Here is a 14,630-nt window from a genome sequence, read left to right as displayed (position 1 = left end):
CTATTCTCATACCCCCCACATTAAGCAAATAAAGCTTGCCTTCAAGTCTATGTTTTGGTATAATGATTTCACGATTGAGGTGTATGTTTTCGGACTGCACTGGGAGAGTCACTCTGTGGCTCTCTTTTTGTTGCCCAAATTTGAGCATATCTATATATTACTGATCTCTCAGTACTCTCATCCCCCTTCCCGTTTTTTATATCTCCAGTTTCAAGAACATATATGTATTCTGCCTCGTTTACCCTGGCCCGGCACCCGGCCAAAAGAAAAGACAGGTCCGAAAAAGCCTTATTTTAAGCGGCTTTTCGTCCTGTCTGTATTATTGTATCGTCCCCTGTGCTTGATAGTGGCAAGGCCTTATCAACACGATCTGTTCTGAGCTGAAGGATGTTTTTGATGAATGCTTCTTGCATTTTATTTGGTACAAGCTTGCCTGTTAAATATAATATTCAAGATCATGATCAACTTTCATATTGAAGATTTCAAAGATTTTGTCTCTGATGTGAATAAAGTCATCGGAAGTACGGTCTCTTTCGAAAGGCATGTGGACATCCACAATGCTTTTAATACGACCTGGATTAGGTGATAATACGACAATACGATCAGCCAAATAGACAGCTTCTTCAATATCATGTGTGACAAAGATAATCGTTTTCTTCTCTTTCGTAGAAAGAAGACGGGTATCATCCTGAAGCTTCATTCTTGTGATGGCATCTAATGCCGCAAAGGGTTCATCCATGAAAAGTATATCTGGATTAACTGCCAATGCTCTAGCAATTGCTACACGCTGTTGCTGTCCACCTGATAACTGATGTGGATGACGGTCTTTATACTCCGATAATCCGACAAGTTCTAAATAGTGCTGGATGCGTTCATCTTGTTCTTGTTTGCTTAAGCCCTTTGTTTCTAAAGGTAACGCAACATTCTTTTCAACACTACGCCATGGCAGCAAACCATAGTTCTGGAAGATGGTCACATAGCGTGTATCAGGTTTTGTGACTGGTGTGCCATCAATGGTGATTGTGCCACTTGTCACTTTCTCAAAGCCGGCTATGGCATTCAACAAGGTTGTCTTGCCACATCCTGATGGGCCTAAGAGACAGATGAATTCGCCTCGTTCAATAGCGAGATTGATGTGATCTAAAGCAAGAAAGCTGGTATTGTCTTGCTTGTATTCTACACTAACATCATGAATATCAATATACATATTTAGCCTCCAAATCCCCATGTTTTTCTGATGGCCTTTTCGAAAAGACCGATTGCTTGATCTAAGATCAGACCAATAATACCTATCGTAATGATGACAGCTAACAAGGCATCGGGACGCATAGTATTTTTGGCATCCATGAGCAGAAAGCCAAGTCCTGTCTGACTGCCAACCATCTCACCTGAGACTAAGAATATCCAGCATGTTCCTAGCGCTAAATGTAAGCTATGGAAGATTTGTGGAAAGGCAGCTGGCAAAACAATCTTGAAGATAGTCTGTAATTGTGTTAAGCCAAATGTTTTAGCGACTTTAAGATAAACCGGATCAACATTAATAACAGCTTTTACTGTGGATAAGAGAATGGGAAAGAATCCCGCAATAAAGATAATCGCAATGGCTGGTAGATTGCCAATACCAATCACTAAGACAAGAAATGGCAGCCAGGCAACTGGGGCAATGGGTCTAATAAGCTGGACAATCGGATTGACATAGCTGAAGGCTTTAGGAAACCATCCCAGCAATAAGCCAAATCCTATTCCTAATAATGCCGCCAGTAAATAGCCAATGAAGAATCTGACTAAGCTATCTTTGATATGAATCCATAGAATAGCATCGGTTGTTGAACCGGAGAGACCTTTTGTCGCTAAGCCAACAAAGGCATTGAAGACTTTTATAGGTGAAGGAAAGAGTGCTGTATTCATTCCCCCAAAGCTTATGGCAAGCTGCCAGAGAATGATGAGAATAAGAAATGAGATGAGTATGGTTCTTGTTTGTTTCAGTGTTTTAATCATGGGCAGTGACTCCTTGATAGATGAAATCTTGATAGCTTGGTGGATTAGGATTAATGCCATCCTGTTTCACTTTTAATGCCAAGTTATCATAATCTTCTTTGGTCAATGTTAAATCATCAAAGTGAATCCAGGCTAGTGACTTTTTGAGAACAGCTTTGTCTTGTCCAAGATATTTTGAAGCAATACGCATTGCTTCTTTTCCTTTTGCAAGTTTCTTGCCAGCTTGTTTATAAGCTGAGATGACTTGATTGATTTGTGTTTGTTTCTTCGTAATGGCAGCATTATTGAAGACCATCGCGCAACAAATAGAATTCTGCCAGAGTTCTTCCGATGTCTTGAGAACATGACCTATTTTCGTATTAATGGCTACTGCCCCAAATGGTTCTGCAACACAATAGGCATCAATAGCGCCACTATTTAATGAAGAAGGCATTTCGCTAGGAGCAAGCTGAATGATTTTGACATCATTCTTTGTAAGATGAGCTTTTTCTAAAGCGAGCTGAATTAAGATATTGTGGGAAGACTGGGCATGGGGTATGGCAATAGTTTTGCCTTTTAAGTCAGACATCTTCTTGATGTCCTTCTTGGCAATAATGACATTGCCATCTTTATGGCCTAATGCCACTGCTTTAAGATCAATGCCATTGCTTTTCGCTTTCATTGCCAGTTCGACAAGAACGGATGCTCCATCAATTCTTCCCGCATTCAAAGCATCCATTAAATCCGCCCAGTTACTAAATTTAGTAAGTTTTATATGAACATTTGTTTGATCTAAGATTTCTTTTGTTTCAAATACAGATAAGGCATGGGTGATAGGCAAATAGCCAAGGTTGATTGTCTTGTTGTTTTCAGCTTTACTGCTGCAGCCAACAAGAAATGATAAAACAAGAAGTAAAGCAGTAAGCTTACGGATCATTTTAATCCCAACCTAATTCTTGACGCTGTTTCTTGAAATCTTCAACAATCTGTTCACCCAATGCTTTTGGATCGACATTGACAATCATAGCTGATCCAAGTAAATCTTTTGTTTCTTCTTTGAGGAAATTGATGACATTGGCAGAGCCATGAATAGGCGCTTCAACGCAATGATAAGAATTCAATCCCATCAAACGGAAGCCAAGTGCCGCATCAATGCCCTTCTCATTCCCCCATTCAGGTGAGGAGAAGGCAAATGGCAAGTCACATAGTTTTTCACCAAGTTCACTGGCAATACCACCAAATATTGCTGAAGAACGCGCATTATCAATACATTCTCCTACATGCCATACTGGTGGTAAATCATCACCTAGTATTTCATGCAATCCTTCCCCCGCTAGGACGCCTGCACCTTTCTTACAATAACCTAGCTTCATGAGTGGGAAAGAAGCACAGCCATTTGTGAGAATAAGGACATTATTTTTAATCAGTACATCAGCAACATCGACAACTGTACGTTCATAAGGCACCTTAGGATTATTACAGCCAACCATATTGACAATACCTAGAATCTTGCCACTCTTAAGTGCTTGTGCCAATGGCTTCATTGAGCCAAAATGACGATGCACATATTCGAGCGAGAAGCCGACTTCAGCTTCAACTTCATATGGTGGAATATGTACTGGTGTGCCCTTTCTTGCCGCAAAGCTTTCAATCGCACGTGTGACAATCTTTCTGGCAATAGCCTTTGTTTCACCAATATTGGAATGATGATGATCATAGGCAATATGTTCTGCCCCTGGCAAACGTGCGGAATCACTTGTTGTAATGACAGTTGTCTTAAAGCATCTTGCCACGTCCATGATTGCTGGGAAGACATCCTGGACATCTGCCACCCATAAATCAAGTGCCCCTGTCGCAAGAACAAGTTCGGCAGTCACTGCATTGGAAAGCGGAATAACCCCTTCATAGCGATACATTGCTGATAGACCGCTGCAGCAGATTCCATAGAAACGGATGCCTTTAGCTCCAACATCCTTTGCCATCTTGATGAATTCTTCACTCTGTCCTGTCTTAACAATCTGACTGACAAGAGTAGGCAAATGGCCATGAACCGCAATATTGACATAGCCTTCCTTTAAAGCCCCCATGTTTGTCTTCGATGTCACACGATCACCAACACCAAATAAACCATCCGTGGCAATGCTTGTCGCTAATACCGTACTGAAGACAAATGTCAGACCACAACGTAAGAACTGCTGCATGACATTCTTCCAATCGCCATCCGTACCTACCCCTGTACGGTGATAAGCTTCAAATGTTTCATGGTAGGCGGAAATAGGCAGGATATCGAGCTGCTTCCAGATTTCCTGACGTTCTTTTGGGGCACAGGCTGTAATTGTCTTATATTCATCAGGCTCTGTTCTTGATAAATCTTCCAATAAAATATTAGCCAGGTCAATCGTGATATTTTTGATTTGACGATGTTCTGTCTTAATGCCAAACTGCTTGGCAACAGCACGAATCTTATTTTCGCCAATAAGTGGTAGATCGAGCTTTCCTTCAGCCGCCCACTTAAGTGAAAGAATCACTTCTCTGGCATGAATACCATGCTGGGCAACACCTGAAGCAGCTGAACGCAAGAGATTTCTTGCTACAATCAGATCAGCATCCGCGCCACAGACACCTTTAGGGCTCTTCTTTGTAATCTTACAAGGTCCCATATTACATATCTTACAACAAACACCGGATAAACCAAACGCACACTGTGGTTGCTGGCTATCAAAACGATCAAAGGCCGTTGGCATATCGAGCTCCTTCATTCTCACCAGCATCTCCTTAACAGCTGGATCAGGTGTTTTCTCTAAGACTTCATCAGCTTTAGGGAATGTCTTACGATAATCATTGACGGCCTGCATATAGTCAGCTGTAAATTCCGCTTCATGAATGTGGGTATAAAGATGTCCATGTTCATCCTCATGAGTATGTTCATGATGATCTGCAGGAACAATGACGGTAGGAACACCGTTCTTATCAAAGCCAATTAAGGCACGATGGGAATGCTTTTCTGTACTCATAGTCTTCTCTCCTCTATTTCCTATCTCTTCGGTAGGTATTTATGTTATTGGGGATATCATACGGGAGAAGAGAATATTCGTCAATACTATTTTTTATAGTTATTTATTATTTTTCTAAATGTTATTGTTTTTTGTCTTATAAATAAAAAAAGAGCTAACAACTAGCTCTTAAGAATAATATAATCCATTACTTTACCAATATTATCATTAAAAACAAGATCAGCCCCCGTTCTTCTACCTACCTCACCTTTATTCATAAGAATCAGATAATCCCCATGGAAATAGTCAATAAGATTAGCAGCTGGATAAACATTTAAGCTTGTCCCACCAATAATAAGGCAATCTGCCTGATTAATAAGATCTCTTGCATGCATCCAGGCATCACCAGGCAATCCTTCGCCATACATTGTCACATCAGGACGAATCATTCCCCCACACTCCGGGCAATAAGGCACTTCCTGTTTACAATTGAAAATATAATCAGCAGGATAGATTTTCTTACATTTCATGCAATAGTTACGATATGTTGTGCCATGAATTTCAAAGACATTCTTGCTGCCAGCCTTTTGATGAAGACCATCAATGTTCTGGGTAATCACGCCATCAAGCTTGCCCTTCTCTTCCATCAAGGCAAGCTTATAGTGCGTACGATTGGGCTTGATGGATCTTGTATCAAGTTTCTGACGATAGAATTCAAAGAATACTTTAGGATGATAGACAAGGCATTCATGGGAAAGAAGATATTCTGGTGAATATTGATCAAATTCCACATCATGTTGGTTATAAAGCCCATCTTTGCTACGGAAATCAGGTATACCACTTTCCGTTGAAACCCCAGCTCCGCCAAAGAAGACAATATGCCTACAAGCATCAATGATGGCATTAAGTGCCTCATATTTCTCATTCTCGCTAAGTCTTGATAGATAAGCACTTCTTTCTTTTCTTCCTTGCTTCATCCAATCTTTTTCAAGCATGATCATCACCTCTTGTCTCCATTATAAACCTTTATCTTATTAAGCGTACAAAAAAACGATCTTGTCATAAGATCGTTCTTTCATTATTAACGTGATGTCCAATAGCCATAAATGCCTAAAATAATCAATAAGCCAAACATGATTGCTGACTGCATGACATTAAAGAAGAGTGATGCAAATAAACCAACAATACCAATACCAATCACAACGGAGAACCAGTTGTGTTCTCGCTGAATGCGTTTAGCTGTGCGGCTCTTATCAAGCTCTAATGGCAATTTATCATGCATGGCATTTCCTTTAAGCATACTGCCCATCGATTGTGTTTCATACTGTTTAAAGATATAAGCTGATTTTTGTGTTTTTGTGGGAGCATGCGTATGATAAAGCATCTCTTTAGCCTGCTTGCTTTTGAGTGAAAAATGAGGCTTTGTCACACCACGATCCACCTGTTTATATGTCTTGCGCTTAGCGAGGGCAATACTTGGGAAAGTGATTTTCGTAACAGCCTTACTTACAGGCTTCGTCATTTTATAGTTTTGTTTATTGTAGCTTGAGAAGCTTATCTTTGTAGTAGCCTTACTTGAAGCCTTCTTGGGCTTAAGAGAAGACTCATGCGTAAAGTGAATTGTATAGTCATTTTGTTTTTTCTTAACTGGCTGAGGAATAACAAAATGAATCTTTGGTAGTTCTGCTGGTTTCTTAACCGGACGTGTCTCATGAATGAAATGAATCTGTGGGATAGCCGCTTGTTTACGTATTGGTTTTTCTTCACTTCTAAAGTGAATCTTAGGAATACTTTCAACGACTTTCGTTTCCTTATGTTCATTCTGAAAATTAATCTTAGGAATCTTATTAAGCGATTGTTTTTCTTTAAGTGTTTGTTCAAAATGTATTTGTGGCAAAGTCCTGTCAGGGGCTTTCTTGAAACTACGTTCTTCTTTGAAATGAATGTTGACAAGATCGGATTGTTTTTTCTTGAATTCTAGTTTTTGTCCAAAATGTATTTGTGGAAGTGTTTGTGATGGCTTAGGATTTGTGCGTTTTTGTGTTTGAAAGTTGATTGTAGGAAGCGGTGTGCGCGGATGAGCTACATGCTGATTGCTTTCAAAATTGATATGTGTCTCTTGTTTTAATTGTGGTTCTTTTAATGTCCCTCTTTGAAAGTTAATAGTAGGAAGAGGTGCTTCATAATGTGTCTTGTTGAGAAGTGATTCTCGTTCGAAATTTATATGTGACTGAGTGCCCGCTGTTTCTTTAGCTTGATAGGTTCTTTCATAATGACGATTGATATCACGTGACAACATTTCTTCATCATGAGTTTCATAATGCTTTGTGGATGTTGTGAGGTCAATCGAATCTTTCATTCTCTTTCTTTTATAGATTTCTAATAAGGAAGGTTTTCTAATACCTCCTGTTTGTTCATCTTTATAGGGACGCTTATATGCATTAGAAATCATATGAGATTGTTTTGTATAATATCGAGGTTCTCTTTCTAAGGGAGAATCGTCAAAAGTTTTCTTTTTTCTAGCCATGTCTTTCACCTACGTAAGTAGTATATACGAATTTCCCTTAAGAAACAACATAAGAAAAAAGGTGGCATAGCCACCTTTATGTATGAAAATATTATTTAGCTTTGACTTCAGCAGCACCTAAGTCACGGCCTTCATTGAAGTTACGTGCATTTTCCATAGTTGTTACTGCGATAGCCTGTAATGCTTCTCTTGTGAAGAATGCCTGGTGTGAAGTTAAGACAACATTAGGGAACATTGTTAAACGAGCTGTGATTGAAGAATGTAATCTTTCATCACTTCTGTCAGTGTAAACGTTAGCGTCTTCACCTTCATATACATCCAATGCAACAGCATGGAATTTACCAGCTTTTAATGCAGCAATTAAGTCTTCAGCATCAATTAATGGTCCACGTGCAGAGTTTACTAACATAACATCATCTTTCATCTTAGCAATTGTTTCTTTATTGATGATATGATATGTTCCACCTTCACCCATGATAAGTGGTAAATGTAATGAAATTAAGTCAGCTCTTTCAAATAATTCATCTTTGCTGACATAAGTTAATAAGCCTTCTTCTTCAAGCTTCTTATTAGGGAAAGCATCCCAGCCAATAACAGTCATGCCATATCCCTTAGCAATTCTAGCGAAGCATTGACCAATCTTACCTGTACCTAAGATACCACAAACCTTATTATGTAAGTCAACACCAAGTAAGCCATTTAAAGCGAAGTTATTATCTTTTACTTTGTTATAAGCTCTGCCAAGTCTTCTATTAGCTTCCTGAAGAATAGCCATTGCATGTTCAGCAACTGCATATGGTGAGTAAGCAGGAACACGAGCTACTTTAATACCACATTCCTTAGCAGCCTGTAAGTCAACATTGTTGAAGCCAGCACAACGTAATAAGATTAACTTAACACCACATTCAGCCAATGTTTCAACAACTGAACGAGGAGCTTCATCATTAACGAAGATACATACTGCATCGTAGCCTTTAGCTAACTGAGCTGTTTCAGGAGTTAAACGAGTAGAGAAATATTTAATATCTGAATTATAAGTACCAGGACCTTTATCTTTAACTAATTCTGAGAAGAATACTCTGTCATAGTCCTTTGTACCAAAGAAAGCAATCTTTAATACTTTTGCAGGTGCTTTTTCTTCGAAATCGCCATGTAATAAATCTTCAACCCGTTTAACTGCTTCTTCTTCATCAACACCTTCAACTGTTACATTCAAAGTATCGCCCTTCTTAGCTTCAAGAGCTAAAACCTGAAGTACGTTGTTTCCTCCAGCAGTCTTACCATTGCATTCAATTGTAACGGCACTTCTTAAACCAACACATAACTGTGCTAATAAAGCAGCTGGACGTGCGTGTACACCCATAGGGTTGACAACAACATAAGAAAATTTTTTCATCTGTAATAAGCCTCCTAATATTTTTACAATTCAATAATAGCACAAAATAATACACACGTTTAATAAAAACGTACTTTTCTCCAATAATTTAATAGCGTTAACAGAGATGCTTTGAAAGCGTCTCAAAAACGTTTATCTCATTTACGTAGAAAGACAAAAATGCCACCTATTTGAGGCGTATAGGGACTTGGATCAAACCCTTCAACTAAGACAAGTTGGTAACTGCTTTGTAAGCGCATCGCATCATAGTAATAAATAGATTTTAGAAAAGCATAAACATCTTCACTAATAATAATGACTTTCTTGATATTTGAGTGATAAAAGGATTGCGAAAGAATACTTGAGAACTGATGATCTGATAAATGGACAATGACTGTATCATAGTGATGGTGCGAGAGAAGCAGACTGGCACGCTGTTCAACAGGCCCCTTGTAAAGATGCATGTTGCTAAGATGTAAGTTCTTCTTGTTTCTCACTGCATCCTCAAATTCATAATCTTCTTCAAAGATACAACTCACATCACCTCTCAGTCCATATTCCATGATACCATTTCCACAATAAAGCGACAGAATCGTTTCCTCTTGATCGACAAGCTTTTGCATTCTTTCATTCCTGTCAGGATGAATTGTAAAGTCAGAGAGAGAAGAGAGGCGATAAGATCTATTTTCTACAACAAGATGATAATGATGACGACCATATATTTGTAAAGGCTGACTCAGTCTTACATAATGTCGCACCCGATTGACAGGACGTTTATAAAGGCCAAGGATGTGTTGATTGGCTTTAAGCCTATTGACAAGTTCCTCACTTAAATCGCCTCGACCACTTTGAATAAAGACAAGACAGCCCTCTTCGACACGCTTAATACGAACACCTTTAATACCCTTTTGGGTGGGATCATCATATGTTGAAACATGGCACTTATTGAAGGTGTCTTCAAGAAAGTGAAGGACATCATTGATCATTGTATCATTAAGGAGGCACTGACTTTTAAAAGTGATGCTTTCTTTAGTAAGTTCACCAAAATAAAGCGTTCCTTCATAATCATAGAGATCATATTGGACTTCTTGTAAATAATGAAGTGGGTTAAGCGGAGGCATGAAAGAAATATTGTCATTTTTAAATGTTGTAAAGCGGTTAATAAGCAAGGCAATTGTTTCTTTCTTGTGGGTTATTTGGGCAGAAGATGCCATATATTGGAACGAACAGCCTTCACAAAGATCTGCCTGCAGGCATACTGGTTGCAAGCGCATTACTGAAGGAATAAGAATCTTTATTGCTAGAGCATCAATGTCATGGGCTCTTTCTTTTTTGATGGCAATCTGTACAATTTCATGAGGGAGTACATTTTTAAGGAAAATTTTCTTTCCTGCTAGCGTTGCAATCCCCTGGCCAAGATGGTTAATCGTATCGACCTTAACTATACTAATAGAATGGGCTAAACGCTTTTCATAAAAGAGATGCGTGACATACATACCAACATAGAAAATCTCACAACCCCAATTCAAGACAAAGAAAACCATAACAATGGAAGCAAGTGGGCCATAGACATTGGAGAAGGACACATTCTTGAAATAATAACGAATAATGAAATAAAGAATGATATCTCCTAACGTTGTCACGACAGCCCCCTTCATAGCTTCGTTGAGAAAGATATGAGGCTTAGGAATAAGTTTATAGATTAATGAAAAGAAGAGAATGAATAAAGAAAACAACAAGATCTGACGCAACAATAGGTAATCATAGAAGACATTAAAGAATGCCGCAATAGGTCCAACGGCCACAAAGAAAACAAAGCCAATCGCAAAGAGTAATAAAAGAATAGTGATTTCAAAAGTATAAGCATAATAGCCAATAATTGTATCTTCGTCATTCTTTGCATCAGGAAAGAGTTCTTTGGAGATCTGATAGACATTGCCAACACCTCTACTTATGGCATAAAGAGACAAAGCAAAGACAACGAATGATCCTAATGAAATGGTTGGATTTTCGATAATATCTACCAACATAATGGCATAAGGACTTGTCAGGTATTGTTCTAATAAATCCACAAGTATATCCGAATTAAAATGAAAGAGACTTGTCGTAAAGGCAACAATAGAAATAGCGGGAACAATTAAAATAATCAAATAGAATGTTAAGGCAGCTGGCGCATAAGAGGGGACGTAATGACGATAATCTGAATAGATTGTGGCTGCTTTTTGATAATAAGCTTTGATCGTTTTCATGATTTCCTTTGTCTTCATTTCCATCCCTCCATCGTTATTATATCAAAATAAAAAAGAACATCCTAAGAAAAGGATGTTCAAAGCGATTATTCCTCAACATCAATATTCAAGCCAAATTCAGACGGTAAAAATCTCGGGCAAACATTTTCTTTTGTCGCAATGACACTTGATGCAAGTCTTGTCCCAATCGCACAGGCTTCACCCAAGCTCTTGCCATATGTTAAGCCAATCACAACCCCGGCAAAGAAGCTATCACCACAGCCTGTTGTATCAATGACTGAGACTTTCTGAGCAGGAATATAGCCATATTCCCCATCACAAGAAGCATAGACGGCGCCTTGTGATCCCATTGTGATAATCATTTCATTCAGTTCAGCACTTTGAATCTTGACCTTAAGAATATCACACATCTCTTCAGGTGTTTTGCCTTCGTAGTCATCAGAGAAGAAGATACCAGCTTCCTGAAGATTGCAGACAAAACAATCCGTACGTTTAATCAAGTCTCTGCGTTCAACCGCAATCGACATATTGGAAACAAGGGCATAGACTTTCTTATGATACTTTTCTGCCAAGGCAAAGACTTTCTTCATGATCTCTGCTTTCATATCAATTTCACAAACAACACTATCGGCATTCTTGATAATTTCATCACCCTGTTCATCAAGAATGGATGCAATTTCATCAAGATTAGGACGCTTACTAATAGAAGCAACAACATCCCCTTCATTATCGAAGACCGCTAGCCATGTTCCAAGTCCATCCTCTGTTTTACGGATATATTGTGTATTGACTTTATGACGGTTAAGCTTGTTGATGACATCATCACTTATACCGCTTTGATCGACAACTGAGACAAAGGTTGGTCTCAATTCAACATTAGCAATATCTTCAGCCACGTTACGACTAACACCACCATGAACCTGTGTTACTCTGCCGGCATTTCTTCCTGCTGGTATATATAATTCGTTAGGATATCCCTTGATATCCACAAATACTGCTCCAATAACGACTACGCCCATTACGTTTTCTCCTTATATGATCTGGAAGATATAAAATTTTAAATAACTTGTTTCTGCCATGCCCCAAAGAATGGGATGATCATGGTTTTGTTGAGTCACACTGACTTGTTTAAGCATGACACCTGTTTCACTCGCTGCTTGCCTAATCATTTTTTCATACATTTCTCTTTCCATAAAGCGTGAACAGCTACAGCTAATAAGATAGCCACCATGTCTTAAGACATTCATAGCTTTCTTATTGATTTCGAGATAGCCCTTGTAGGCATGATCAATTGTGCGGCGGTTTTTTGTGAAAGCTGGTGGATCAAGAACAATGATATCATACTGATTCTCTTTGATGGTATCAAGGAAGTCAAAGACATCAGCCTGGACAAACTTCATCCGATCTTCAAGATGATTTAATTGGGCATTAGCCAATGCTTCATCAAGAGCTGTCTTGCTGACATCGACAGCAGTGACTTCACTTGCGCCGCCCAATGCTGCATTGAGGGCAAATCCACCTGTATGGCTAAAACAATCACAGACCTTCTTGCCATAAGCCATTTCTCTAAGCAAGAGACGGTTGCTTTTCTGATCAAGAAAATAGCCTGTCTTCTGACCATTTTCAATATCAACATAGAGTTTTAAGCCATTTTCATTAATGATTGTTGTTGTCGATAGTTTTTTATTGCCATAAAAGCCTTTATAGAGTTTTAAGCCTTCTTTTTCTCTTGCTTTGACATCATTGCGTTCATAGATTGCCGCTATTTCTACACCATCCTGCTTGAAGACTTCAAGCAAGCACTTATAAAGCATATCCTTACGCATTTCTAAGCCATAAGATGTAATCTGCGTGACAAGTAGATCATTATAGCGATCGACCGTTAGCCCTGGAAGACCATCTGCTTCACCAAAGACATAGCGACAGTTTGTGAGATTCTTGCGTTCAACACATTTACGATAATCATAGGCAAATTTAATACGCTTTTTAAAGAATGCTTCATCAATTTCTTCATTCTGCTGACGTGTTAGAATTCTTACCACTACATGGGAGTCTTTGTTGAGAAAGCCTGTCGCAAGATACCGGCCATTCTCATAGATGATATCAACAACATCACCACTCTTTGCATGCTCATCCATTCTTACTAAGTTATTGGCATACATCCAGGTTTGTCCTTTTTCAATAAAAGGTGCCCCCTGATTTGATATCACAACTTGTTTTCGCATCATAACTCCCCTATTCATTACTCAGATTTTCTAACACTTTCATATGCAACATTGGCAAGCCAGAAAAGCCATTAATGGATAATGTGCCAGCTACTGTTACATGATCACCATTATTGATCTTGACATGAACACATTCATTCTCATATGCACTCGCCTTGACTAAGCCGTGATTTGTACGAAATGACAATTCTAGCCCACGAGCCATATCAAACTTGCGATATTCAGCGACTTCAACATCACGAATGACCCAATGTGGTCGATTGAATCCGGCATGATAGGGTTCAAAGGTATGATCTAATGCACGAACATTATCAATTGTGACAAGATCGAGATTTGTCTCTATATATGTTGGATTGTCATTCAGTTCTGGTACTTCGACATCAATACCATTCAACATTGTACCAAACAGCTGATATTTCTTATCTTCCTTATTGGGATTAAAGAAGTACTGAAGAAGGCCGACAAAGCGCTTATCAGCATGTTCTTCTAAATAGCGATCAAGTGGGTAGACGAAGCGACGACGAATCATGCCAGCACTATAAGGTGTATAGTTGCGACCATTATAGAGCAGTTGCTGATTACGTTTTTCTCTTGAAATAAGCACACGTTCCATGCATTTATAACGCTGGTCTTCTAAGAGCTGCTTGCCATCATGATATAATGTACGATTTTCCTTAATTAAGTCCTTGTTGGAAGCAATTGTTCCCATACAAGCTAAGGCTAAGGCATAGCGGTCATTCGCAAAGCATGAAGAAATCAAGTAGGCGATTCCTGAATTTGCGAGATAGGATTCTGGCAAGACAATATCAATGCCCTTTGCTTTATTGAGGAAACGGATAGTTTCCCCTAAGATCAGAATATTTCCTCTGACCATTGTTTCATCTTTATTGATATGTGTTAATGTATAAGCAATTTTCTTAATAACACATAAACGGGCAAAGATAATCGCCGCAAAGAGATTATCAACAGTATGTGAAGATAAAATGATAATTTTTTCATTTTCATCGTGGCATCTTTCAATTTGTGCTTTTAAAGGCTGTAATTCAGGATGATTGTTGAGATCTAACTCAATACGTTCATCAAACTCCTTAAAAGCATCCTGTGAAAGATTGTGTGATTCAATAACCTGAGCTACTAAATCCGTAACTTCATAGTCTTTTTTAATTTGTTCTAGATTGTGGCAGTTAAATTCATTCAATTTCATAATTTCCTTCAAAAATAAATACAATACACATAAATTTACAACACTAATTTAACACAAAATTCAGTAAAAATTAAGGATAA

At 38.6% G+C, this 14,630-nt stretch carries 11 protein-coding genes; all 11 read right to left on the bottom strand.

The window, feature by feature from the left end; genetic code table 11:
* Nucleotides 1-436: 436 nt before the first annotated feature.
* The 11 genes from FYJ79_RS09820 to FYJ79_RS09770 all read right to left on the bottom strand — a co-directional run bounded on the left by FYJ79_RS09820 (nucleotide 437) and on the right by FYJ79_RS09770 (nucleotide 14,550).
* Nucleotides 437-1,207: an ABC transporter ATP-binding protein gene (locus FYJ79_RS09820; RefSeq protein WP_154517590.1), complete on the bottom strand. Its 771-nt coding sequence runs from the start codon at nucleotides 1,205-1,207 to the stop codon at nucleotides 437-439.
* 2 nt (nucleotides 1,208-1,209) lie between these two features.
* Entirely contained in the window at nucleotides 1,210-1,998 is a 789-nt protein-coding gene (locus FYJ79_RS09815; protein ID WP_154517587.1) for an ABC transporter permease, read from the bottom strand.
* A complete protein-coding gene (locus FYJ79_RS09810) occupies nucleotides 1,991-2,914 on the bottom strand; it encodes an ABC transporter substrate-binding protein (RefSeq protein ID WP_154517584.1) in 924 nt (307 codons plus the stop codon). Before FYJ79_RS09810 ends, FYJ79_RS09815 begins: the two co-directional genes overlap by 8 nt.
* A 1-nt stretch (nucleotide 2,915) precedes the next feature.
* Nucleotides 2,916-4,991 carry an anaerobic carbon-monoxide dehydrogenase catalytic subunit gene (cooS, locus tag FYJ79_RS09805; RefSeq protein ID WP_154517581.1) on the bottom strand — a complete coding sequence of 692 codons (2,076 nt, stop codon included), beginning with the start codon at nucleotides 4,989-4,991 and terminating at the stop codon, nucleotides 2,916-2,918.
* A 161-nt stretch (nucleotides 4,992-5,152) separates the two neighbouring features.
* A complete protein-coding gene (locus FYJ79_RS09800; RefSeq protein WP_229771446.1) occupies nucleotides 5,153-5,965 on the bottom strand; it encodes an NAD-dependent protein deacylase in 813 nt (270 codons plus the stop codon).
* An 86-nt stretch (nucleotides 5,966-6,051) separates the two neighbouring features.
* Nucleotides 6,052-7,497: a hypothetical protein gene (locus tag FYJ79_RS09795; RefSeq protein ID WP_154517578.1), complete on the bottom strand. Its 1,446-nt coding sequence runs from the start codon at nucleotides 7,495-7,497 to the stop codon at nucleotides 6,052-6,054.
* A 91-nt stretch (nucleotides 7,498-7,588) separates the two neighbouring features.
* A complete protein-coding gene (locus tag FYJ79_RS09790) occupies nucleotides 7,589-8,893 on the bottom strand; it encodes a fused HPr family phosphocarrier protein/2-hydroxyacid dehydrogenase (RefSeq protein WP_154517575.1) in 1,305 nt (434 codons plus the stop codon).
* A gap of 137 nt (nucleotides 8,894-9,030) precedes the next feature.
* Nucleotides 9,031-11,139: a YhjD/YihY/BrkB family envelope integrity protein gene (locus FYJ79_RS09785; protein WP_195837069.1), complete on the bottom strand. Its 2,109-nt coding sequence runs from the start codon at nucleotides 11,137-11,139 to the stop codon at nucleotides 9,031-9,033.
* Nucleotides 11,140-11,207: 68 nt separating this feature from the next.
* Nucleotides 11,208-12,140, bottom strand: a complete 933-nt coding sequence (locus FYJ79_RS09780; RefSeq protein WP_154517569.1) for a carbohydrate kinase family protein — start codon at nucleotides 12,138-12,140, stop codon at nucleotides 11,208-11,210.
* A gap of 12 nt (nucleotides 12,141-12,152) precedes the next feature.
* Complete coding sequence (locus tag FYJ79_RS09775; protein ID WP_154517566.1) at nucleotides 12,153-13,349, bottom strand: class I SAM-dependent rRNA methyltransferase; 1,197 nt, start codon at nucleotides 13,347-13,349, stop codon at nucleotides 12,153-12,155.
* A 7-nt stretch (nucleotides 13,350-13,356) separates the two neighbouring features.
* Nucleotides 13,357-14,550: a hypothetical protein gene (locus tag FYJ79_RS09770; protein ID WP_154517563.1), complete on the bottom strand. Its 1,194-nt coding sequence runs from the start codon at nucleotides 14,548-14,550 to the stop codon at nucleotides 13,357-13,359.
* Nucleotides 14,551-14,630 lie beyond the last annotated feature (80 nt).

It is taken from the genome of Sharpea porci, from assembly GCF_009695655.1.
Classification (GTDB): domain Bacteria; phylum Bacillota_I; class Bacilli_A; order Erysipelotrichales; family Coprobacillaceae; genus Sharpea; species Sharpea porci.
This window is presented reverse-complemented; position numbering and strand designations above follow the sequence as displayed.

What these genes read in the sequence shown, in the direction of transcription:
- FYJ79_RS09800 (WP_229771446.1), bottom strand. Translation starts at nt 5,965, where the DNA reads ATGCTTGAAAAAGATTGGATGAAGCAAGGAAGAAAAGAAAGAAGTGCT.
- FYJ79_RS09775 (WP_154517566.1), bottom strand. Translation starts at nt 13,349, where the DNA reads ATGATGCGAAAACAAGTTGTGATATCAAATCAGGGGGCACCTTTTATT.
- FYJ79_RS09810 (WP_154517584.1), bottom strand. Translation starts at nt 2,914, where the DNA reads ATGATCCGTAAGCTTACTGCTTTACTTCTTGTTTTATCATTTCTTGTT.
- cooS (WP_154517581.1), bottom strand. Translation starts at nt 4,991, where the DNA reads ATGAGTACAGAAAAGCATTCCCATCGTGCCTTAATTGGCTTTGATAAG.
- FYJ79_RS09785 (WP_195837069.1), bottom strand. Translation starts at nt 11,139, where the DNA reads ATGAAGACAAAGGAAATCATGAAAACGATCAAAGCTTATTATCAAAAA.
- FYJ79_RS09820 (WP_154517590.1), bottom strand. Translation starts at nt 1,207, where the DNA reads ATGTATATTGATATTCATGATGTTAGTGTAGAATACAAGCAAGACAAT.
- FYJ79_RS09790 (WP_154517575.1), bottom strand. Translation starts at nt 8,893, where the DNA reads ATGAAAAAATTTTCTTATGTTGTTGTCAACCCTATGGGTGTACACGCA.
- FYJ79_RS09795 (WP_154517578.1), bottom strand. Translation starts at nt 7,497, where the DNA reads ATGGCTAGAAAAAAGAAAACTTTTGACGATTCTCCCTTAGAAAGAGAA.
- FYJ79_RS09770 (WP_154517563.1), bottom strand. Translation starts at nt 14,550, where the DNA reads ATGAAATTGAATGAATTTAACTGCCACAATCTAGAACAAATTAAAAAA.
- FYJ79_RS09815 (WP_154517587.1), bottom strand. Translation starts at nt 1,998, where the DNA reads ATGATTAAAACACTGAAACAAACAAGAACCATACTCATCTCATTTCTT.
- FYJ79_RS09780 (WP_154517569.1), bottom strand. Translation starts at nt 12,140, where the DNA reads ATGGGCGTAGTCGTTATTGGAGCAGTATTTGTGGATATCAAGGGATAT.